General features: G+C 60.5%; 16 protein-coding genes. 11 read left to right on the top strand and 5 right to left on the bottom strand.

The features are described 5' to 3' along the window. Positions 1–111: 111 nt before the first annotated feature. Positions 112–4,059: a S8 family serine peptidase gene (locus O3649_RS05700; protein WP_371573273.1), complete on the bottom strand. Its 3,948-nt coding sequence runs from the start codon at positions 4,057–4,059 to the stop codon at positions 112–114. Between the two features lie 400 nt (positions 4,060–4,459). Between O3649_RS05700 and O3649_RS05695 the strand changes: the two genes are divergently transcribed. From O3649_RS05695 to O3649_RS05665, 7 genes are all read left to right on the top strand, one after another. Further along, complete coding sequence (locus O3649_RS05695; protein WP_049340154.1) at positions 4,460–5,131, top strand: hypothetical protein; 672 nt, start codon at positions 4,460–4,462, stop codon at positions 5,129–5,131. Further along, positions 5,128–5,778, top strand: coding sequence for a hypothetical protein (locus O3649_RS05690; RefSeq protein WP_049340156.1), 651 nt, complete (start codon positions 5,128–5,130; stop codon positions 5,776–5,778). Before O3649_RS05695 ends, O3649_RS05690 begins: the two co-directional genes overlap by 4 nt. Before the next feature lie 99 nt (positions 5,779–5,877). Next, positions 5,878–6,858 carry a hypothetical protein gene (locus O3649_RS05685; protein WP_070629271.1) on the top strand — a complete coding sequence of 327 codons (981 nt, stop codon included), beginning with the start codon at positions 5,878–5,880 and terminating at the stop codon, positions 6,856–6,858. 183 nt (positions 6,859–7,041) lie between these two features. Beyond that, complete coding sequence (locus tag O3649_RS05680; RefSeq protein WP_070629269.1) at positions 7,042–8,259, top strand: pyruvate ferredoxin oxidoreductase; 1,218 nt, start codon at positions 7,042–7,044, stop codon at positions 8,257–8,259. Between the two features lie 278 nt (positions 8,260–8,537). Continuing rightward, positions 8,538–9,002, top strand: a complete 465-nt coding sequence (locus O3649_RS05675) for a DUF4870 domain-containing protein (protein WP_070615428.1) — start codon at positions 8,538–8,540, stop codon at positions 9,000–9,002. Positions 9,003–9,237: 235 nt separating this feature from the next. Continuing rightward, on the top strand, positions 9,238–10,530 hold the full coding sequence (locus O3649_RS05670; RefSeq protein WP_070629267.1) for an adenylosuccinate synthase: 1,293 nt from the start codon (positions 9,238–9,240) through the stop codon (positions 10,528–10,530). A gap of 204 nt (positions 10,531–10,734) precedes the next feature. Beyond that, positions 10,735–11,760 carry a magnesium and cobalt transport protein CorA gene (locus O3649_RS05665; RefSeq protein WP_371573209.1) on the top strand — a complete coding sequence of 342 codons (1,026 nt, stop codon included), beginning with the start codon at positions 10,735–10,737 and terminating at the stop codon, positions 11,758–11,760. Positions 11,761–11,797: 37 nt separating this feature from the next. On the opposite strand, the gene O3649_RS05660 is transcribed toward O3649_RS05665, so the two are convergent. From O3649_RS05660 to O3649_RS05650, 3 genes are all read right to left on the bottom strand, one after another. Further along, positions 11,798–12,481, bottom strand: coding sequence for an integrase (locus O3649_RS05660; protein WP_371573207.1), 684 nt, complete (start codon positions 12,479–12,481; stop codon positions 11,798–11,800). Between the two features lie 258 nt (positions 12,482–12,739). Further along, on the bottom strand, positions 12,740–13,792 hold the full coding sequence (locus O3649_RS05655) for a FecCD family ABC transporter permease (protein WP_371573205.1): 1,053 nt from the start codon (positions 13,790–13,792) through the stop codon (positions 12,740–12,742). A 25-nt stretch (positions 13,793–13,817) separates the two neighbouring features. After that, positions 13,818–15,089: a FecCD family ABC transporter permease gene (locus O3649_RS05650; protein WP_371573203.1), complete on the bottom strand. Its 1,272-nt coding sequence runs from the start codon at positions 15,087–15,089 to the stop codon at positions 13,818–13,820. Between the two features lie 123 nt (positions 15,090–15,212). On the opposite strand from O3649_RS05650, the gene O3649_RS05645 reads away from it, so the two are divergent. Next, positions 15,213–16,235 carry an iron-siderophore ABC transporter substrate-binding protein gene (locus O3649_RS05645; protein ID WP_315328922.1) on the top strand — a complete coding sequence of 341 codons (1,023 nt, stop codon included), beginning with the start codon at positions 15,213–15,215 and terminating at the stop codon, positions 16,233–16,235. 280 nt (positions 16,236–16,515) lie between these two features. Continuing rightward, positions 16,516–17,415 carry a YwqG family protein gene (locus O3649_RS05640; protein WP_371573201.1) on the top strand — a complete coding sequence of 300 codons (900 nt, stop codon included), beginning with the start codon at positions 16,516–16,518 and terminating at the stop codon, positions 17,413–17,415. A 92-nt stretch (positions 17,416–17,507) separates the two neighbouring features. Here O3649_RS05640 and O3649_RS05635 read toward each other — a convergent pair whose 3' ends face one another. Next, on the bottom strand, positions 17,508–19,109 hold the full coding sequence (locus O3649_RS05635) for an ATP-binding protein (RefSeq protein ID WP_371573199.1): 1,602 nt from the start codon (positions 19,107–19,109) through the stop codon (positions 17,508–17,510). 396 nt (positions 19,110–19,505) lie between these two features. Here O3649_RS05635 and O3649_RS05630 point away from each other — a divergent pair, with 396 nt between their 5' ends. Both O3649_RS05630 and O3649_RS05625 read left to right on the top strand, forming a co-directional pair. After that, entirely contained in the window at positions 19,506–20,966 is a 1,461-nt protein-coding gene (locus tag O3649_RS05630) for an O-acetylhomoserine aminocarboxypropyltransferase/cysteine synthase family protein (RefSeq protein ID WP_371573197.1), read from the top strand. Then, entirely contained in the window at positions 20,966–21,472 is a 507-nt protein-coding gene (locus tag O3649_RS05625; protein ID WP_005509183.1) for a CoA-binding protein, read from the top strand. The genes O3649_RS05630 and O3649_RS05625 overlap by 1 nt, the downstream gene beginning before the upstream one ends. Positions 21,473–21,485 lie beyond the last annotated feature (13 nt).

Genomic DNA, 21,485 nt, shown 5'->3' with positions numbered 1-21,485 from the left:
TGAGAGGTTCCGGGGTTTCAGGCCCCGGAGCCTGCCGGTTCCAGGTACCCCTCCCATCCCATGCAGGGGGCGGGAGGGGACCCGAACCGTTCGCTACCGGTTAGCTACCGTCTAGCGGCCGGCCTGGTTAGCAACCTTCTCGGTGTAGCGGTAGATGAACGCCGCCATTGCGTCGCGGGCAATGGGGGTCACCGGGCGGTAGGTTCCGTCCGGCCAGCCGGTGCTGATGCCCTTCGAAGCCAGCCACGTGATTTCACGGTAGAACTGGTTATCGGTGGAAACATCGCTGAAGTGGCTGGTTGCGGGCAGGTCCACGTGCGGGGAACCCGCTGCACGGTAGAAGAACGCAGCCATGGCGTCACGGTTCACCGGTGCGGAGGGGCGGAACGTGCCGTCCGAGTAGCCGGTGGTGATGCCCTGAGCCTTCATCCACTCAATCTCCTTGTAGAAGGGGTGCGTGGTGGGCACGTCCTTGAAGCTCGGAGTGGAGGGGGCAGTGAACTGCGGGGAACCCTGCATGCGATAGAAGAACGCCGCCATTGCGCCACGTTCCACGGACTCCAGCGGGCGGTAGGTGCCGTCCGGGTAGCCGGTGGTGATGCCGCGCTGAGCCAACCAAGAGATCTCGGTGTAGAACTGGTCGGTGTTCTTCACATCGGTGAAGCGGGACGGAGTGATGTACTCGGTCTGCTGCTCCTTGATGTTCAGCACCTCGGCGCGGTTGCCCTTGGCGCCGTTGGTACCGGAGAGGTCGCCGGTGCCGTTGTGCAGGTGCAGCAGCAGCGCCTTGGCGGGGGTACCGGATTCGCCGAGCGCGGGGATTGCGTCAGCGGAGCGGTGCGCCGTCAGGGTGGTGGTGGAGGCATCCGGGTGAAGGCCAGCCACGGCGGAGGAGTCGCCGCTGAACCACAGCTTGGGGCTGAAGGGGCGGTACTTGATCCAGCCGGTTTCGCTGACGTTACCCCACTCGTACTGGGTGGTTGCGCTGACTCGGTACTGGATGTCCGGGTTGTTTGCGCTGGTCAGGCCCAGGTCCTTGAGGGGTGCACTCATGATGAGGGTGTTGGTGTCCATCATGTTGGTGTCCACATCACCCCAGGCGCCGTTGAGCGGGTAGTAGCCGAGCTCGACGAGGTTGCCGTTCTTGTAGCCGTAGAGGCGAACCAGCGGGTAGTCCAGGCCCTTAGCGCGGTCGGTGACCAGCTTGTAGTCGGCGCGGTTGTTGCCGTCAGTGTCGATTTCTACGGTAAAGGTGTTCTCGTAGGAGACAACATCCCAGTTCGCCCAGGTGGAGATACCGAAGCGCAGGGTGCCGTCATCGGCGTTGCCGCCGGCTGCCTTCAGTGCGGGCGCATCCGAGGAAGCACCGACGTACTGCAGGTTCGCCTTAACGTTGCTGTTCAGCGACAGGGAGGTGGGAGCCACACGGTCCACGCTCGCACCGTACTCGAACGCGCCGAGCAGGGAGCGGTAGCCGCCCTGGTTGACCTCGGTGCCGCGCAGCGAAATCTGGGACTTGGTCCAGCCGGTGTCTGCCTTCTGAGCCTCGTCGCTGGAGGGCTTCTGGGTGAAGGTGACGGTGTCTTCGGCAGCGTGCATGGTGCTCACGGGCTTGGGTGCCACGTGAACGGGCAGACGCAGTGCCTTGGTGCCGTCTTCGGTGAGGACGAGTCGGCCGGATGCGCTCGCAATGTACTGACGGTACTGTGCGGGAACGGTTTCCTTGCCGGTGTAGTAGTCAGTTGCGTTCTGGGTGGTGTCCATTGCTGCGTCGCGGGTCTTCTCCAGCTTGGACGGGTCGATGCGCACGGTGACTTCGAACTTCTTAGTTTCACCGGGTGCGAGGGTGACCGCGGAGGGGAAGGAGTATTCCACGCCGGGAATATTAGTGCTTTCAGCGTAGGACAGGGCGTAGGTGTGCGCCACGGAGTCGGTGTTCTCGACCGTCACCTCGCGGGTGAGGGTCTGAACGCCAGCATCCGGTGCGTACTCGAGTACACCGAAGCTCAGGGACACGGTGCCACTCTTGTCAGCGTTGTAGACGAGGGACTTCGACTGCACGGCAGCGAGGGTGTCGACTCGTCCGGCGCCCACACGGTCCACCGCGTATGCGGCACCGGATTCGGTGCGCACATCGTGGGTTGCGGTGTTCATGAGGGCGGACTTGACCTGTGCGGGGGTGTAGGTCGGGTGGCTCTGCATGACCAGGGCGGCGGAGCCGGTCACGTAGGGTGCCGCCATGGAGGTGCCGCTGAAGGTCACGGAGTTGTTACCGGTCGCTACCGCCGCGGAGGTGATGTACGAGCCGGGTGCCGCAATGTCGGGCTTGGTGTAGCCGTAGCTGCCGTGGAAGCCGCGGGCACTCATGGGGTTCAGCTGATCCAGCTTGTCGGTGTCCACGCGCAGGGAGGACTTCAGCTCGTTGCCGAGGCGCACGGTCAGGGGCTTACCTGCCGCTTCTGCTGCGGTGATCTGTGCACGCAGGTCCTTAGCGGCGGATGCTGCCAGGCGGAAGCCGGGCAGGGTATCGTTACCGGCAATACCCAGGCCGGGTTCTTCGTCATTGCCTGCAAGCAGCACGCCCTTGGCGCCTGCCGCCTCCAGGTTGTCGAAGCGCACCTTGGAGCCGCAGGCGAGCTCACCGTCGTCTTTAGCCCAGTCGATGAGCACCCACTTGCCCTTTACAGCTGCCGCTTCGTCGGCGCTGAGGGCGTTGCAGGCGTAGCGGTTGTTCTCGGAGATTGCGGTGAGTTCACCGGTGAATTCCTTGGTGCCCGCCTGTGCCCAGGGGTAGGAGACGCTGTAATCGCCGCGTACCTTGCGGGTGGTGCCGGTGGCGGGGTCGGTCAGCTCTGCCGCATCCACAGCACGGGTGGAGCCGTAGGCGTTAGCTACGGTGATTGCGCTGGCTGCGGTGGCGGGGTGACCGGAGTTGGAGTAGGTGTCGCCGCGCAGGCTGTAGTCGTTGGCGTTACCTGCGGAGATCACGGAGAGCACGCCGGCGCGGGTGAGCGCGTCAACGGCGTAGGCTTCGGGGTCGTCCTGCGGGGAGAATTCGCCACCGAGGGACATGTTGACCACATTCACACGGTCGGAGAAGTCACCGTCACCGTTGGGGTCGAGGGCACGGTCGAGCGCCTCGATAACGACGTTGGTGCTGCCGCTGCAACCGAAGACGCGGAAGGCGTAGATTTCAGCGTCGGGGGCGACGCCGGGGCCAATCTTCATGGTCTTGAGCTGCTCTGCGGTGAGCTTGCTGTAGTCGCCGGTGAAGGTGGTGCCGTCGGAGTTCACGCCGTAGCCTGCTGCGGTGCCCGCCACGTGGGTGCCGTGGCCGCCGGTGGTGCAGTCGAGCGGGTTGCCGTCGGGGGTTGCGGTGTTGCTGCCGTCGTAGGCGTCACCGACGAGGTCGTAGCCGCCAGCAACCTTGGTGCGGTTGATGAGTCCGGAGTCTGCGGAGGGCAGCTCGGTGAGCTTGGATGCCTTCTCGTAGTCTTCGAGCTTGCCGCTACCGCCGAAATCGGTGTGGGTGTAGTCGATACCGGAGTCGATAACGGCAATCTTCACGCCCTTGCCGGTGTATCCGCCTGCACCGGCGGGGTTGGTGGTGCCGGTCCAGGTGGCGAGGGAGCCTGCGTCAATAGCGGCACCCGCGTTCTGGCGGTACTTGGGCAGGATGGGCGAGATCTTCTCTACGTCGGAGCGGTTGGCGAGTGCCTTGATGGACTCGGCGTCACCGCGCACTGCCACGCCGCGTACTGCGTTGTGGGTGGTGTAGAGGACCTGCGCGCCGGACTGGCTGCTGACCTGCTGTGCCTGGCTCTGCACCTGGGAGGCGATTGCCTGCACCTGCGAGCTGGTGTTGACGGGTGCCTGCACGCCGGCGCGTACGCCTGCGGGCTGGGTCTGTTCAAAGGCGCCCTTACCCTTGAAGCGGACGAAGGCGGTGACGGTGCCGCTGGCGTTCTTCATGCTTTCGCTGAGTACCTGCTTGACGGCGTCGGGGTCTTCTGCGGCGTGGGCGGTGGTGCCCAGTGCTGCGAGGGGGCTCAGCGCCATGCTGAGGGTGAGTAGCCCGCTGCCGATTCGGCGTCGGTGCGACCGGCCGCGGGGGTTTGGGGAGGCGGTGTGTGTCACGGTGCTCCTTTGCTTGGCTCCCGGGGTGTTTCTGGGAGGCTTGTGGTGTTGTTCTGGTGGGTTCCAGCTGAACTTGAACACACTAGATGTGAACTAGGATACACCCCAAAGTGGCTTGTGAAGCGTTTATTACTCCTAAATGCATCAAAATGTGGACATGTTCGACTCTTTTCTTTTTCACGTTTTTCATTTGCATTTGGGTTCAGGTTCTTTTCAGGTTCGGTTGTTACTGTAAAACCATCTATTGAACATCTATCAAAAATGATGGGATAGGGAGGGTCGAACCGTGGTCAAACGACGCATTTCCCCGAAAGAGTCTGTCATGCACAGCTCCCACCTGCTGGCAGCCGGCAGCGCGCTGGAGGTCGAACCGGTCCCGCAGTACGGTCGACCGGGCCCCCTCCTAATTCCCATGAAACTGCTCAACGACCCCTCCGGTCATCAGGGGCAGATGAGCGCGGTCGCCATTCAGCAGCACCTCCCCGACGGGATAGGCCCGCAACGGAAAATCGTCGAGAAAATCTTGGCTGGCCCGGAACACCCGGTGGGCTATGTTCCGCTGAGTGAACAGCTGAAAAACGTGCGGTACACCAGGGCGATTTGGCCTTGTCTGGAGTCCTTGGTTGTGGTTCTCCTGGTGATTCTGCTGAACCCGTTTACGCTCGCTTCTTTGCTCTTTAATTCCCGTGCTACAGACACTGAATTCCTCGAAACAATCGTTCTCTTCCTGGTATTTTCTGGGGGCGTTATAGTTCTCTGGCTTATCCCTATTCTTTGGGCGGGTTTGCTGATCTCTGTGGTGAGTAAAGCAGTACGAAAGATTAGTGCTGCGTTGCGTGAGGGTACGACCTATGAGGATTTCTGGTTTTTCCTCGTGTATAACCGCCCTGTCGACAAGGGCTCCATGTACCGGTACGAGCTGGATGAAGAACCCAATCAGAAAATTATTGGCCCAAAAACACATGCCGCATTGAGCTCTCAGGAGTCGTCATGACCACTAATAACAACCAGCCCATCGAGGACCAGCTGGAGTTCTCGGATGAGCCGGTTCTGCTGATGTCACCGAAGGTCATCCACGGTCGCCCCCGCCCGAGGCTGCGGTGCATCGACAGGGGAGAGGTGCAGGGCATCCTGACCGAGGGCACGTCATCTGCCTGGAAAGTTGGCAAGGTGGTGGGCTATGTTCCCATCGAGAAGTCGCGCGAAACCTTCGACGCGAAGGGCTTCTTCACCGATTGGGACGGCTTCACCTTGTATGTGCTGGGACCGGTACTGCGGATGGCGTTCTGGTCGTCTCTTTTTATCGCGCTGGTGAGTCCGGTGCTCCTCTCCCAGAGCCATATAGAAATCAGTGAAGGCATGGAGCTGGCGCTGATAAATATCTTCGCGCCGTTCTTTTACTTTCCGCCGCTGATTCTGGTTGGGGTCGTTGTAGGAATCTGGTTGCTGTTTCTCAGTGCAGGAAAGTTTCTGAAGGCCGTTGAGGATGCCGTCGAGTCGATGCGCCTGTTCATTGGGCAGCACAAGATTCAGCAGGATTTTCAATTCCGGCTGGTGTACGAGTGCACCCCGCTTGACGGTGGTTCAGCCACGGCGTTGCTGCACCGCATCCTTGAATCGCACCATGAGGAGGAATCATGACCGCCAATAGTAGCCGGGGGATAGCCCCCGCACACTGAACACACAATGTAGACAACACAACAGACACATAACAGCAGACAAGCATTGGAGGAGGTCACCGTGGTGGAGCATAGCGAAGCACCGAAAAACCCTCAGAACCCAACCGAGAAGAGCGATAGCGAGTATCAGCCGCTGTGGGATATGGATCAACCCGCCCCCGAATACTCGGCTTTGCTTCTTCACGGAACGCCGGTTCCCGCACCGACCGGGGATATTCCCGAGCCGGTGAAGGAGGTCCTGGAAATACAGAAGGCTCGTTCTGCATCCGCGCCTGCTGTCCCATCGGTTCCTGCAGCACCTGATTCTGCGGTGCCCAACCCTGCAGCGCCCAATTCTGCGGCGTCTACTCTGGCGGTTTCGGCTCCTGCGCCTTCTGTGCAGGCTGCGTACTTTTTCCCTTCGGCGATGGGTCACCCGGTGCTGAACCGGCCGCTGTATGGCCGCCCGGGCCCCACGATGCGCCGAATGTCCCCCATGGGCACGGATACTGGTGCATCTGCATACCAGCAGGTGCCAAGTGTGTTTCCCACCTGGCAGGAGGGGAAAGTAGCGGGTACACCACGACCTATTGGGTACATCTCAGCGACCCCACTTGCGGGTAAGGTGCGTGTATCAGACCTGTGGTGGAAGGCGTGGCCTGAGTTCATAGTGCTCTTCTTCGTGGGTGTGGTGTTTAATCCCCTGACTTATCTTCTGTTGGCTACTGTTACAGAGGATCCTAGCTTCGGTGGGTTTATTTTCTATTTCTTCCTGATGCTTTCTCTGGCGACATTTGGTCTTCCCCTGTTCTTGTGGGCTGGTGCGCTGATTTTTGCGCTACTCCGAGTGAGCCGAAAGTATCGGGCGCTGAAGTGGAAGGCCATGCCTCTCGGGTCGTTCTGGTTCTATCTGGTGTATGACCGCTTGCCTAGGGACGCCGAGGAGATGCAGTGGATCCTGGGTGCGGCGTCTTCGATGTCTTCGGTGGTGCCAGCCCCTCAGCCGCTGAGTGCCCCGAGCCCTACCTCAAGCCCTGTTCCAAACTCAGCTGATGCATCGTAGTCGACTTCCCGTGGGTCCCTGGGCTCCAGTGGTGCTAAACCCCCGGCAGTGTTAACACGTGCATGTTTGCGCTTGTCGGGGGCTTTTTCTCAGCTTTTATCAGGCAGGTTTCAAGGGACTGCCCAGCGCACGCTGGTACGGTGGTGCCACTAGGAGTATGTCTGGTAAGCGAAGGAGACGACCATGGCAGACCGACCCATTGAAAAGAAGGAAACTGCAAAGAAGGACGAGGCATACCAGCCCCTCTGGGACACCGACCAGTCCGTCCCGGAATACATGACGCTACTCATGGATCAGCAGACGCAGAAAAATGAAGACGCTACGCTCCACCAAGCATCCGACAACGAAGACGAAGAGCTAGAGCACCCCGACCCCGATTATGAATACGTTTACCCGGGTGCCCCCAAGCGCTACGACTCCGCGCGGAAAGACTCTCATGACACCGACGACAATGACACCGACGACATCGAAGAGCCGGAAGACGACGCATCAGAAGATACCCCGGAAGACACTCACGAATCCCGCAAGGACGACGATGCGAACCACCCGGTAGCGCTCGCCTCCACTCAGCCCGCTCAGTCCGCTCAGTCCGCTGGGTCCGCCCAGCCTGTACTCTCTGCCCGTGAGCGGGCGCAGGCAATGCAGACTCAAACGACGCACGCATACGGTGAATATGTTCGGCTAGAATCCCTCGGTTTGAGCCCGGGCGCTATCCTGCCGGTCATCCCCGATCTGCTCTTCGGCACCCCCGACTCAAAACTCATCGAAATGCGCCTGCTCGACCGCTCCCACGACGAGTCCGCACCCATGCAGGCGTGCGCCGCCCACCTGAACCCGGTCAAGGCTGAGGAGAACCCCATATCGCGGGCGGCAATGCTGCAACCGGTGGGCTACGTTCCAGTGAATAGGCCGCCGACAAGGTACAGCGTTGAAGGCTTGAAGAAGGAACTTGCCCTCTCGAACATTTGGCTTGCTGCCCTGCTGATACTGAACCCCTTCGTGTTGGCGCCTCTTGCCAGCATCGTAGACCCCGAATACGGGTTTATGGTCGCGTTCATTTTTATAGTGATTGGCGTGGGGTCAATCTTTGTGCTGCCGATTCTGTGGATCATGGGCATTGTTCGCCTCTTCAAACGCCGGAATCAGATAAATGACCTCATCGAGGAGGGGCAGACCCCGCCCACCGAGTTCTGGTACTACCTCGTGTACAACCGCCTGCCGGAAGGCTACACGGGCGTCAACGGCTTCACGAAGGAAGAAGAGGACTCTTTCTCGGTGTACGAGTTTCTGAAAAAGCAGGAACGCGCAAAGCTACACGAGGCTGTAGTACCGCGCGAGGCCTCCGCACTACAGAAGCCCGCCGCGCATCCCGCGCTCGCTGATGAAGAGAAACAGGACTAACCCCAAGCCAGCCCACACTGTATAACGACCTGTCCCTCCACGCACGTACCACCGCGTGGAGGGGCAGGGGCGTCTTTTTTGTGTCATATTCGGGTTTCTTTGTCTGTTGTCCGGCGAGGGTTAATATTCCATTTACTTTGCCTTGATAGGGTGAAACCATCACGAGCGTTGCGACTAAGCAGAGCGAGGCGGGCACCCTCCGAGAACGGCGAGTTAGCCTGCCGCCGCACCTCAACGATTAGCTGTATCCACTCATCGATAGATTAAGGAAAAGAACGATGTCCCAGAACCCTGAACAGTACAACCAGTACTCCCAGCAGGCACCCTCCTACTCGCAGGCGCCGGGTCAGCCGTCCAACGGTTACGTAGTCTCCTCCAAGGACGACCAGAACATGGCGATGCTCGCGCACCTGGCTTCTGCAATTCTGTCTCTGCTGTCCTTCGCATCCGCAAGTATTCTCGCGCCGCTGGTGATGTGGTTCATCTACAAGGACAAGCCCGGCTACGGCTTCACTAAGGAATCGGCACGCCGCGCGTTCAACTTCAACTTCTCCCTGTGGGTCATCAGCATGGCTTCCTGGCTGCTGATTATTCTGACCTTCGGCATCCTGGGCATCATCCTGTGGGTTGTCCCGCTGGTTGTGGCTATCCTGATGGTTATCTTCCACAGCCTGGCTGCTCTGGCCGCAAACCGCGGTGAGCAGTACACCTACCCGATGACCTTCATCGAGATCATCAAGTAGTCTTCATAAGCTCATACCGGTAGCGCCCCCGTCCGAATATCGGATGGGGGCGCTACTGTGCCCGGTGAGGCTCACCGGCACCGGATCCGGAACGCCTACCGCCCCGTAACACGGGACTTAAAGGGACGGGCACGGTATCATTAGAAGAGGTGTGCCTACCCGGATCATGAGGCGGTAGGTCGCCGCCGCGCCGTGAAATCCGGTGCGTATCTTCAAGGCTTTCAAGGAGCACAAAATGTCAGCTGTCGTGATTGTGGGCGCCCAGTGGGGCGATGAGGGTAAGGGTAAGGCAACCGACCTGCTCGGCCCCCGCGTAGACTACGTGGTCAAGCCCAACGGCGGTAACAACGCCGGTCACACCGTGGTGGTGAACGGCCAGAAGTTTGAGCTGAAGCTGCTGCCCGCGGGTATTCTGAGCGATAACGCCGTCCCCGTGATTGGTAACGGCGTGGTTGTTAACCCCGAGGCTCTTTTCGCTGAGATTGACGGCCTTGAGGCCCGCGGCGCTGACACCTCCCGCCTGAAGATTTCCGCTAACGCACACCTGGTCGCACCCTACCACCAGACCATGGACAAGGTGACCGAGCGTTTCCTCGGCAAGCGCGCTATCGGCACTACCGGCCGCGGTATCGGCCCCGCCTACATGGATAAGGTTGGCCGCCTCGGCATCCGTGTTCAGGACATCCTGGACGAGTCGATCCTGCGTCAGAAGGTTGAAGGCGCACTGCGCCAGAAGAACGAACTGCTGGTGAAGGTCTACAACCGCCGTCACGTTGAGGTTGACGAGATCGTCGAGTACTTCATGTCTTACGCTGAGCGCCTGAAGCCGATGATTGTGGACACCACCCAGCTGCTGAACAAGGCGCTGGACGAGGGTAAGACCCTGCTGATGGAGGGCGGCCAGGCAACCTTCCTGGATGTTGACCACGGCACCTACCCGTTCGTGACTTCCTCCAACCCGACCTCCGGCGGCGCGTGCGTCGGTTCGGGTGTGGGCCCGACCCGCATCTCCCGCGTGATCGGTATTCAGAAGGCGTACACCACCCGCGTGGGTGCTGGCCCCTTCCCGACCGAGCTGTTCGATGAGATGGGCGAGTTCCTGCGCACCACCGGCGGCGAGTTCGGCGTGAACACTGGCCGTCCGCGTCGTTGCGGCTGGTACGACGCCGTGCTGGCGCGTCAGGCTGTGCGCATCAACGGTTTCACCGACCTGTTCATCACCAAGCTGGACGTTCTGACCGGCCTGGATAAGATCCCGGTCTGCGTGGCTTACGACGTTGACGGTGTGCGCCACGACGAGATGCCGATGACTCAGACTGAGTTCCACCACGCTAAGCCGATTTTCGAGTACTACGACGGCTGGACTGAGAACATTTCGGATGCGAAGAGCCTGGATGAGCTGCCCGAGAACGCCCGCAAGTACGTGCTGAAGCTGGAAGAGATTTCCGGCTGCCGTATCTCCGCGATTGGTGTGGGCCCGGATCGTGACCAGACTATTGTGGTTCGCGACCTCATCAACGAAGACTAAGCGCAATAGCTCAATACGTGAAAGCCCCCGGAAGGTGCCTGCACGGTACCGGCCGGGGGCTTTCCCATACTATCGACAGGAGCGTGATCGGAGACTTATCACATGGCGGATGGGAGGCGCCTGCGGGTGACTGCGGAGAGGTGCATCCCGTATGCTGGGTAAGGGCCACAAAAGTGGTGCTAGTGCGTTCAGAGGAGAAAAACGATGTCCTATATCACCGGAGCTATCTACCCGAGCTCGGACCGCCCTCAGCTGGGTGCCACCGAGGAAGAAACCCTCCGCGCCTACGCGGACGAGAACACCGCCGTAGCCCTCGGATACGCCAACCCCGACATCCACGAACTACACGCCCTGCAAAAAACCTTCAACCTGCACGAACTCGCCATCGAAGACGCCGGACGAGGCCACCAGCGCGCCAAACTAGAACGATACGGCGACTCCCTCTTCACCGTCATCCGCCCCGCCATCTACCTCGACAAAGAAGAAGAAGTGCGCCTCAGCGAACTGCACCTCTTCACCGGCCCCCGCTACACCCTCGCACTCGTTCGCGACGAACAGCGCATCAACGACAAGTTCAACCTGCTCTACGCCACCCCCGATGCATCCCCCGCCCGACTGCTGCACCGCATCCTCGACAGCACCGTCGACAGGTACGCCCCCGTGCTCGAGGGACTCGAGAACGACAACGACGAGATTGAAGACATCCTGTTCTCCGCGCACGACCGCCAAGACGCCAACTCCCTGGCGCAGCGCATATACGAGCTACTCAACCAGGTGATTGACTTTCAGCGAGCCTGCCGACCCCTCGAACCGATGATGGGTCGCATCATTGAAGGCCTACGCACCGGCGCGCTCGACCCGTCCCCCTACCCGGGCGCGAGCCAGGGCGAGGTTGAAGACGAGGCCGTGGAACTTGCCCGCCAGTTCCGTAATGTGCTCGACCACGTGGTGCACACGAAGGAACGCCTTGAGGATCTTCGTAGCTCCCTCGAAAACGCCCTGCGCGTGCACGACACCCTGCTCGGTCAGCAACAGAACGACGACACCAAGAAAATTTCCGCCTATGCGGCGCTACTCATGGTGCCCACCATTGTTGGCTCGGTGTACGGCATGAACTTTGAGGTCATGCCCGAGCTCAAGTGGGAGTTCGGCTACCCCGCCGCGCTGCTACTCATGGTGGGTTCCTGCCTGCTTCTCTACTGGTTCTTCAAGAAGAACAAATGGCTCTGATATGCTCGTATGCCGCATAAGGCATACACGATATACCTTATGCGGCACGGTCGTACTGGGCACGCATTGCGCGGCGGCAATCACGACGCTCACGCTTGAACTTCTTACACACAGCCTCCGAATCAGCAAACATGTAGAAGTCCTCCGGCTCAGCCGACAGACCCAAAGTCGACAGCTCAACCAGCGACAGCATCGCGTAGAACATCTCGCGGCGCAGCTCAAAATTGCAGACACCCGGAGCGGACTCCACCGCAAACACGCCGCCGGTGCACTCCAGCGCTCGCATCGCCCAGTGCTGAGTCCACAGGTCACCATTGACCGGGCTCACACCCAGGCGAGTCAGCGCCAAGCCGGTACCCTGCACACGCTCAAAGCGCAGGCACATCTCCAGGTCCTTCTCCAGGGGGAACACGAACAGCAGCGCGTTCTGTGCCGCCGCACGCAGCTCAGCCAGGTTCGCCTCGTAACCGGAAGCACCCTGAGTCAGGTGACGCATCACGCGGCCCATCGTCGAAGACGCCGGCGCGGTGCGGAAGCACGAACCGTCAGCCACCAGCTGCTCCAGAACGCCGCGGAGCTCCTCCACGTTGAAACGCTCCATACGGACGATGGTGCCCGCCTGCATCAGCAGGTTGAACTCTGCATCACGGCACAGCTGCTCATCGGCGGTGCAGGAAATCTCTGCGTTTGCGTACTGGCTCTCGTGAATGGTGTTTTCCATGACCGTTCCTTCCGTAGATGCTGAATCAACCTAGCGGCAACACCGCAGGAGACGGTGTGCCCGGTCGGAAGGATCGTCCCTTCCAACACCTACACTCTATGAGCGACCCCTGACACGATAAGCAGTTTTTAATCTACCCCGGGGTATAACTGGGAAAATTCTGAAAAATTCTGAAAGCTGCCCGTGAAACGCAGAAAACCGGGTGCCCCCCCCACAGTGGGGAACACCCGGCCACTCACACCAAATGAGGCAGCAGATTTAGCGCTGACGGTACAGCAACCACAGCATATACACGCCACCCAACGCGCCCGTCACCAGGCCCACCGGAATCTGGAACGGCGCCAACGCACGAGCCGACACAAAATCAGCCAGCACCAAAATCACCGAACCCAGTAGCGCCGATTGCCACATCGCCATGCCCGGAGTGTTCCACAGGCGGCGCGCAATCTGCGGGGCAACCAGTGCCAAGAAACCAATCGGGCCCGCAACAGAAATTGCCACAGCCACCAGGAGCACGGCGGCCGCCACCAGCATGTTCACGGTCCTCTTCACCGGCAGGCCCAAACCCGCCGCCAAATCGTCGCCGAGCTCCAAGACGCGCAGGCGATGCGTCAGCATCAGCACCAGCGGAATAGCCACCAGCAGTAGCACCGCCTGCACCGACATCTGATTCCACGACAGCGCATTCAGTGAACCGTGCTGCCAGGTCTTCGCCGCCTCCGCCTTCTCCAAATCACCGCGCGTAATCAGGTAATCATTCACGGAACTGAGCATCGCACTCACCGCAATACCAATCAGCACCATCTTCTGACCCATCGTCGCGCCACCGCGCGCACCCGCCAGAAGCATCACCACAGCCGCCGTCGCAAAACCGCCAATAATAGCGCCCATGCCCATACCCACGCCGGTAGAACTCAACGACCCAATCAGCACCACAGACAGGGCACCGGTCGCCGAACCCACCGTGAAGCCGATAATATCCGGCGAGCCCAGAGCATTACGTGAAACTGACTGAAAAATAGCGCCCGACAAGCCCAAAGCCGCACCCACCACCACGGCGGCAAGCATACGCGGCAGACGCTGATTCAACACCAGCTGACGCTCAATCTCCGTGCCCTCACCCTGAAAAATCAGGCGAAACACCTGATCAGGGCTCATCTGATAACTACCAAACACCAGGGAGGCGACCGCCGCCACCACAAGCACCGCCACCACCAGCAGGGTACGCGGAATAGGGGTGCGGTAACGCCCAGGGATACGCACAGACCCGGCAACAGCAGACCCGGCTACAGAACGAGACACAACGCTCACAATAAAACCTCTCAGAAACCGGGGCCTACAAACCAGATACGCCAGTCGAACCAGACGAACCACGCACAACAGGGCGCTGAGCACGATGAGGACCGTGCTCCGACACGTGAGCCGGACCCGACTCATCGTGCGCCTGCGCCTTCGAACCCATGCGGCCCTTCTTCGCACCGCGCGCACCCGTACTCAACCGCAGGACCAGAACCATCAGCACCGGGGCACCAATAAAGGCGGTCACAATACCCACCTCAAGCTCACTCGGCATCACCAGAACGCGACCCAAAATATCGGAGGCAAGTACCAACACCGGGCCGTACACCAGCGACAGCGGCAGCACACGCGCAATATCGGAACCCACCAGCAGACGCACCACATGCGGCACGACCAGACCCACAAAACCAATCGGGCCCGCAACCGCAGTCGCCGCACCACACAGCGCCATGATTGCAATAATCGTCGCGCCACGCACCATCGTCACCGGCACGCCCAAGCCGGCTGCCGCATCCTCACCGAGTGCCAGGGCACGCAGAGGACCGATCAGCATGAACGACAGCACCATACCCAATGCCACAAAGGGCAGCGCCGAGAGAACCTGCTCAAAGGTGCGGTTCTCCAGCGAACCTACCACCCAGAAACGGTGCGAATCAAAAGCCTTCGAATTAAACATCGTGATAATGCCGGTAATCGTGCCCAGGCAAGCGTTCACCGCCACACCCGTCAGCACCAGACGCGCCGTCGAATCCAGGTTCGGCTTAGAATCCACCAGACCCATGACGAACACCAGCGCCGCCGCTAGACCCGAACCCAGTAGAGCCAGCCACAGCTGAACGAACGGGGAGGACACCCCAAAAACGCCCACACCCACCACTACGGAGGCGGCAGCACCCGAGTTCACACCCAGCAGACCCGGCTCAGCCAGCGGGTTACGGCTCAACGCCTGCATGAGCACACCCGACACCGCCAACGCGGCACCCACCAGTAACGCCGCGGCGGTACGCGGGGCACGCTTCGCCCAAATCAGCTTCGACTCGATAGTGTTCGCCTCCGGGTGGAGGAAACCGTCAATGGAGCGATCCAGGGGGAACATGCGCGAACCCACCGCAAACGACAGGGCGCAAAGCAGCACCAGCAGAACGCCGCCAATAATGAGCGCAACCGCCAGACGCGAGATAGACTTGCCACCCTGACCGCCCGAGGAGGCGCCAGATACGGCGTCCGAAGAAGCGGAGAGGGCACGAATTTTCGCCAGGGAAGCTACGCTGACGGCGGGGCCGGAAGAGGTGGTGGTCTGGTGGGTCATATGCCTTGGAGGTGGTGGGGGAGCGGTGCGCTCCCGTGCGGACGGAGGATGCTTAACGTATCAATAGATGAGTATTAAGTATCGCATATGCATATATGAGGTTATCCTAATAATATGGCAAATATGACGAACAAGATCACCCGCCGCTCCTTCGGTGCACTCGCACTCGGTTCCTTCGGTGCCCTCGCCCTGGCAGCTTGCGGTTCCTCCAACACTTCCGGCTCTTCCTCCTCCGCGTCTGCTTCTGCGACCGGTAAGAAGGTTGCACCCTCCGCCCTGCCCTCCGGCATGGGCACCACCACCGTTGACGGCGAATTCCCCCGCACCGTCAAGCACTTCCGCGGTGAAACCACCATCAAATCCGCACCCTCCAAGGTCGTGATTCTCTCCACCGGTCAGCTCGACGGCGTGCTTTCCCTGGGCATCGTGCCCGTCGGTGCGGCAACCGCCGGTGACGCCGACCTGGTCCCCGCCTACCTGAAGACCAAGTTCTCCGATAAGTCCGCAGAGCTCGACAAGATTGCCAAGGTCGGTAAGCGCACCGACCCGGACGTTGAGGCCATCGCAAACCTCAAGCCCGACCTGATCCTCATCAACAACACCAACAAGAAGGACGAGCTGTACGAGTCCCTCGCCAAGATCGCGCCGACCGTGGTCACCGAGGGCACCGGCGTCAACTGGAAGCAGGACTTCCTGCTGATTGCCGCCGCGCTGGGCACCACCGAGAAGGCTGAGAAGCTCATGGAGGAGTACAACACCAAGGCGAAGTCGGTCGGTCAGAAGGCCGGCAGCGAGAAGACCTTCTCCTTCCTGTACACTTCCGCTGACCGCACCCGCATCTTCGCGAAGTCCTCGTTCGTGGGCTCCATCTGCGCGGATGCGTCCCTGGCACGTCCCGCAGCTGCGCAGGTCGAGAAGACCTCCATCGACTTGAGCTCCGAGCAGCTTGACCAGGCTGACGGCGACTACCTGTTCTACGGTGTGCAGGGCGGCGACGAGTCCAAGCTGACCGGTGAGGCGCTGTGGAGCACCCTCAAGGCTGTTACCGAGAAGCACGCGCACAGCGTGGATTCTGACATGTTCTTCCTGAACGCTGGCCCGGCTGCCGCGCTTGGTGTTCTGGAGACCATCGAGAAGGCTCTCTAAAGGTTCTAGCCTCTCGTAGAGATTCGTAGAGATTCGCTGGGAAGCCCCGCGTTCTTACCTCTCATGCCTGCGCATGAGGGTGAGGAGGCGGGGCTTTCTGCACGCTTGGCACCTGTTTTCGCACCTGATTGTCGCCGCCGGATGCACTCGTGACCGGAATTGGTGCGCGCCCGCCCGAAATAGGGTCTAATGGGGGTAGAAGGCGCAGCGGTACCGTAGCCCCGCGCCTGACACACCGAACCTTCCACACCGATTAATTCACCGACGAAACGAGCACACAATGCCGAAGAACAAGCCCTCCGAAGAGACTCTGGCGCAGGCACGCCGCGTCATCGACGCACTCAACGAGCGTGGCGCCCGCAAGCAGGCAATCCGCCTGAAGGTGAGCCGCCCCGACGCGCCGCTGCCGCAGACCGCGTCCAAGTTTGGTGGCCGCCCGTACCTGCCTGCCGGGGAATCTGCGCCGACCAATGAGAAGGGTGAGCCGCTGGGCATGATTGCGCAGATTAACTGCGCCGACCTGCCCGAAAACGACATCTACCCGGAGACCGGTATGTTGCAGTTCTGGATCAACCCCAACGATGAAGAGTGCTTGTGGGGTTACGACTACGAGAACCCGCTCTCGCAGAAGAATCACCGCGTCGTCTACTACGAGATGCTGGATGAACCGAACCCCGATGCCCCGTTCCCGACCGTGAACTGGGATGACTACGGTTGGCCCTTTGGGCGTGACGGCAAGGGTACCGCTGAGGAGGTTGTTGAGTACGCACTTGCCTTCGAGCCCTGGGAGCAGGGCTTCCTGGATGGCGGCTTCGAAATCTACGACCAGTTCGCTGACGCCTGGGATGAAATGTACCCGGACCAGAAGCTGCCCGAGGAACCGAACGCACGCGATGACGCCTCCTACAACCTGCTGGAGCCCTTCGAATCGGAGGAGAGGGATTACTCGCATATCGGCGGCTACCCCTCGTTCGTGCAGGAGGACCCGCGCGACGAGTTCGAGGAGCTGCGCGGCCACACGGTGAACCTGCTGACCATCGAATCGGAGTGGGGCGAGGACGCTGAGGAGGGCGTGTACGTGATGTGGGGTGATGCCGGTGCGGCGAACTGGCTGATTACTCCGGAGGCGCTTGCCGCCCGCGACTTCTCGCAGGTCGTCTTTGAGTGGGCTTGCGGCTAAACGTGGTTTTGGCTGAATAGTCGAAGGGGAGGGAAATAGAGAATAACCGCTCTACTTCCCTCCCCTTTTTGTGTACCTTTTATCGGGCACGTCTAAGCAGCGCGATACTTACGGTTCTTACTACGCGGCGGAGCTGTAGGAACAATCAGCTTCGCCTCCACAAGACGGCGCAGATCATTCGTAATGGAGGTACGTGAAGCGCCCCGACCCCAATGCTCTTGGATATACGCCGTGGAAACAGCCTTGCCCTGTGCACGCAGGCCGCACACAATACCAGCCTGGCGTTCGCTGAGGCCGTCAAGCGACGCATCGGCGCCCGCCGGTTCGACGGTGTCGGCTGAATGTTTGCCCGTGGAATGGGTTGCTTGCTGAGTCTTATCCTCAGGCGCGGTCTTCTGTTCCGTAGAAGACACATCCTGCGGGGGCTGTATCAGAGTGACCTGCACATAGAGTAGACGGTCAGCAAACTGGGGAGCGGGCAGACCCGCCTCCTTCAGCGCGCGCAGAACCGTGGGAATACCGGAAGCCCTATTCTCTGCAATCAAACGCCCCGTACCAGGGTCGGGCAAATCAGTCAGAATGCTTGCCAAGTAGCTGTTGCGGGTTGAAGAAACACCGGGCTGACCGAAATCTCGGATAGTCACAGCACCGTAGATACCACCCGGGCTACGCACCACCAGGCGGTTGGTGTAGAGCTCAACCTGCACCTGCGAGCCGCGCGCACCCGGCGAGTAGTCGCGGTGCATGAGGGCGTTGACCAAGAGCTCGCGGATAGCCTCCAGCGGATACTCGTAGCGCTCAACCCGCCCGATACCGCTACTGTTGAGGCCCTCCATCGTGGACGTTTTGCGCATATTGCGAACCAAAACGCCCATAGCTTCATCCAACATGGAGGGGATAGGCCCGGTACAGCTGTGATTGTCCAGAAAACGTCGACCGTCCTCAGTGACCTCACCAAGCTCTTCACCGGGAAGAACAACAACGCTCATCATCAGCTGCGGGAAGAACGCCTGCGGGTAGGATCCCATGGCGAGAAGCGCCCCAAGAGTGGGCACTTCTCGGCCCTCAGAATCGATGCGTAGAATGCGTGCCTGCAGAAGAACCTCACGGTCAGAAAGCGCCGCAAAAACGCGAGGTTGCTCCTCGCGGAGGCGAGCGACATAGGCACTCACAAGGGTGGGGGAGAGGTCCTTGAACCTTGCCTCGCTGACCAGCTCCTCGTCGTAGCGGGGCTGACTGCGGCTCTCTAGGAGGCGGTCAATCTCGTACTTGGTGAGGCGAATATCGGCCTCACCGACGCGCTGGTAGGAGCCGTTATACATGCCGTGTGCTTCGATGTAGTAGGGCTTCTGTGTCGGGTCGCCGGGGAGCACATCGATGCGCACAATACGGTGCTGCTCGTCTGCCGCCTCAATCTGAATATCTACCGGGGGTCGAGGCGTGATCTTGGAACGGATTGCCTCAACGGATGCGTCGTGGACTGCCTGTGCGTTGAAACCTTCAACTGGTTGTAGACCTTCTGCCGGGTCGGTCATGCCAAGAAGAATGGTGCCACCGTCGCCGTTGGCGAAGGCACTAACGGTTTCAAGAACGGACTTGGGGAACCCGCCAGCTGCAGCTTTGACTTCTACTCGCCCGTTTTCAGCCTGGCTACGGCGTAGGTTTTCGATGAATTCGGCGGTGTTTGTTTCCATGCATGCTCCCGATGGCTACTTCTTGGTGAACGTCATAGCAACGTCATAACAGCATCATAACAATTTCTGCGATGATGTTGCTATGATGAAGTATTTTCCTCGCGCCTTGAACCTTAAAAACCCCGGATTTGCAGGCTAAAACCGGGCATTCCTGTCGGTCTCATTGACCGCGCATCATAACAACCGTCATAACAACTTCTGTTATGACGGCTGATATGATGCCCCGCTAAGACCCGTACGGCAGTCCCTGCTCACCGAAAATAGCCCGTCATAATCCGCAATAAACGACATATAGGTACCCGCACTTGGTGCACCCCGCCACCGGTGGCACAGTATAAAGTCGAGCCACTATCGACTCCCCGCACACAGGCGGGCAGATACACCAGGAGCAAACCAATGGCTGAACACACTTTCGGCTTCCGCACCCGCGCACTACACGCGGGCGGCACCCCCGACGCTGAACACGGTGCCCGCGCGGTCCCCATCTACCAGACTTCCTCCTTCGTCTTCAAAGACGCTGACGACGCCGCGAACCTCTTCTCCCTGCAGAAGTACGGCAACATCTACTCGCGCCTGTCCAACCCGACCGTAGCCGCGCTGGAGGAGCGCATCGCCTCCCTCGAAGGCGGCATCGGTGCGGTAGCGACCGCATCCGGCATGGCTGCCGAGTTCATCACCTTTGCGGCTCTGTGCCAGCAGGGCGACCACATTGTGGCTTCTTCGCAGCTGTACGGCGGCACCGTCACCCAGCTGGACGTATCCCTGCGCCGCTTCGGCATTGAAACCACCTTCGTGCCCGGCACCGACCCCGCCGACTACAAGGCGGCACTGACCGAGAACACCAAGGCGATCTACACCGAGATCGTGGCGAACCCCTCCGGTGAGGTTGCCGACCTGGAAGGCCTTGCAGAGGTCGCCCACGAGGCGGGTATCCCCCTGGTCGTGGACGCAACCCTGTCCACCCCCTACCTGATCCGCCCCATCGAGCACGGCGCGGACATCGTCATTCACTCGGTCACCAAGTTCCTGGGCGGTCACGGCACCACCCTCGGCGGTATCGTCGTCGAATCCGGTCGTTTCAACTGGGGTAACGGCAACTTCCCGTCCATGACCGAGCCGGTTCCCTCCTACAACGGCGTGTCCTGGTGGGGTAACTTCGGTGAGTTCGGTTTCCTGACCAAGCTGCGTTCTGAGCAGCTGCGTGACTTCGGTCCGTCGCTGAGCCCGCAGTCCGCGTTCAACCTGCTGCAGGGTGTTGAGACCCTGCCGCAGCGCATGGACGCGCATCTGGCGAACGCTAAGCAGGTTGTTGCCTGGCTGGTTGAGGATCAGCGTATCGCCTACGTGAACTACGCCGGTCTGGAAGACCACCCGCACCACGAGCGTGCGAAGAAGCTACTGCCGCTGGGCGTCGGTTCCGTGTTCTCCTTCGGCGTGAAGGCGACCGAGAAGGCTTCCGGCCGCCTGGTCGGCGGCGAGTTCATTGGCGCCCTGCAGCTGGCAAGCCACCTGGCGAACATTGGTGACGCCCGCACCCTGGTGCTGCACCCGGGTTCGACCACGCACCAGCAGCTGACCGCTGAGCAGCTGGCTGCTGGCGGTGTCGGTGAGGACCTGATCCGCATTTCCGTGGGTCTGGAAGACATTGAAGACATCATTTGGGACCTGGATCAGGCGCTGACCTACGCGACCGGCCTGAGCCACGCCGGTGAGCGTGTGGGCGAGTCCAGCGCAGACAAGGTTGTGGAGGCTGAGGAGGCGGTTGCCGCCGCTAAGGCCGCCGAGGACGCTGCCGCCGCTGAGGCTGCTGCTGGCGCATCCTGCTCCCTGCCTACTACCACTCAGGAGGAGAAGTAATGACTGAGAAGCGTACCTGGGTGGGTCCTTCCGCCCCTGAGCGTCTGAACATTCTGCGTAATACCCGCACGATTGCGATTGTGGGTATGAGCGATAAGATTTCGCGTGCCTCGTACTTTGTGGCAACGTACCTGCAGTCGGCGTCGCCGTACAAGCTGTATTTTGTGAACCCGATTCTGGCGGCGAAGGGCAAGCTTGTGCTGGGTCAGCCGGTGTACCCGTCGCTGCAGGACCTGCCGGAGGTCCCGGATCTGGTGGAGATTTTCCGCCGTAACGAGGACCTGCCGGGCGTGGTTCAGGAGGCTGTGGATCTGGGCGCGAAGACCGTGTGGATGCAGTTGGGCTCCTGGAGTGAGGAGGCTGCCGCGATTGGTGAGGCTGCCGGCCTGAACGTGGTGATGGATAAGTGCGTGAAGATTGAGCATGCGCGTTTCCACGGTGGCCTGCACCTGGCTGGTTTCAATACGGGCGTGATTTCTTCGAAGCGTCAGGTGCTGTCGAAGTAAGCAGCCTGTGCTG

The organism is Rothia sp. 27098_8_29 (assembly GCF_041432785.1).
GTDB classification, from domain to species: domain Bacteria; phylum Actinomycetota; class Actinomycetes; order Actinomycetales; family Micrococcaceae; genus Rothia; species Rothia mucilaginosa.
The sequence above is the reverse complement of the archived record's forward strand: the minus strand, read 5'-3'. Positions and strand labels throughout refer to the sequence as shown.

Excerpts from the sequence above, each read along its gene's own strand:
- O3649_RS05630 (WP_371573197.1), top strand. The coding sequence starts at position 19,506 with ATGGCTGAACACACTTTCGGCTTCCGCACCCGCGCACTACACGCGGGC.
- O3649_RS05675 (WP_070615428.1), top strand. The coding sequence starts at position 8,538 with ATGTCCCAGAACCCTGAACAGTACAACCAGTACTCCCAGCAGGCACCC.
- O3649_RS05665 (WP_371573209.1), top strand. The coding sequence starts at position 10,735 with ATGTCCTATATCACCGGAGCTATCTACCCGAGCTCGGACCGCCCTCAG.
- O3649_RS05635 (WP_371573199.1), bottom strand. The coding sequence starts at position 19,109 with ATGGAAACAAACACCGCCGAATTCATCGAAAACCTACGCCGTAGCCAG.
- O3649_RS05695 (WP_049340154.1), top strand. The coding sequence starts at position 4,460 with ATGCACAGCTCCCACCTGCTGGCAGCCGGCAGCGCGCTGGAGGTCGAA.
- O3649_RS05700 (WP_371573273.1), bottom strand. The coding sequence starts at position 4,059 with ATGGCGCTGAGCCCCCTCGCAGCACTGGGCACCACCGCCCACGCCGCA.
- O3649_RS05640 (WP_371573201.1), top strand. The coding sequence starts at position 16,516 with ATGCCGAAGAACAAGCCCTCCGAAGAGACTCTGGCGCAGGCACGCCGC.
- O3649_RS05670 (WP_070629267.1), top strand. The coding sequence starts at position 9,238 with ATGTCAGCTGTCGTGATTGTGGGCGCCCAGTGGGGCGATGAGGGTAAG.
- O3649_RS05650 (WP_371573203.1), bottom strand. The coding sequence starts at position 15,089 with ATGACCCACCAGACCACCACCTCTTCCGGCCCCGCCGTCAGCGTAGCT.
- O3649_RS05625 (WP_005509183.1), top strand. The coding sequence starts at position 20,966 with ATGACTGAGAAGCGTACCTGGGTGGGTCCTTCCGCCCCTGAGCGTCTG.
- O3649_RS05680 (WP_070629269.1), top strand. The coding sequence starts at position 7,042 with ATGGCAGACCGACCCATTGAAAAGAAGGAAACTGCAAAGAAGGACGAG.
- O3649_RS05690 (WP_049340156.1), top strand. The coding sequence starts at position 5,128 with ATGACCACTAATAACAACCAGCCCATCGAGGACCAGCTGGAGTTCTCG.
- O3649_RS05645 (WP_315328922.1), top strand. The coding sequence starts at position 15,213 with ATGACGAACAAGATCACCCGCCGCTCCTTCGGTGCACTCGCACTCGGT.
- O3649_RS05660 (WP_371573207.1), bottom strand. The coding sequence starts at position 12,481 with ATGGAAAACACCATTCACGAGAGCCAGTACGCAAACGCAGAGATTTCC.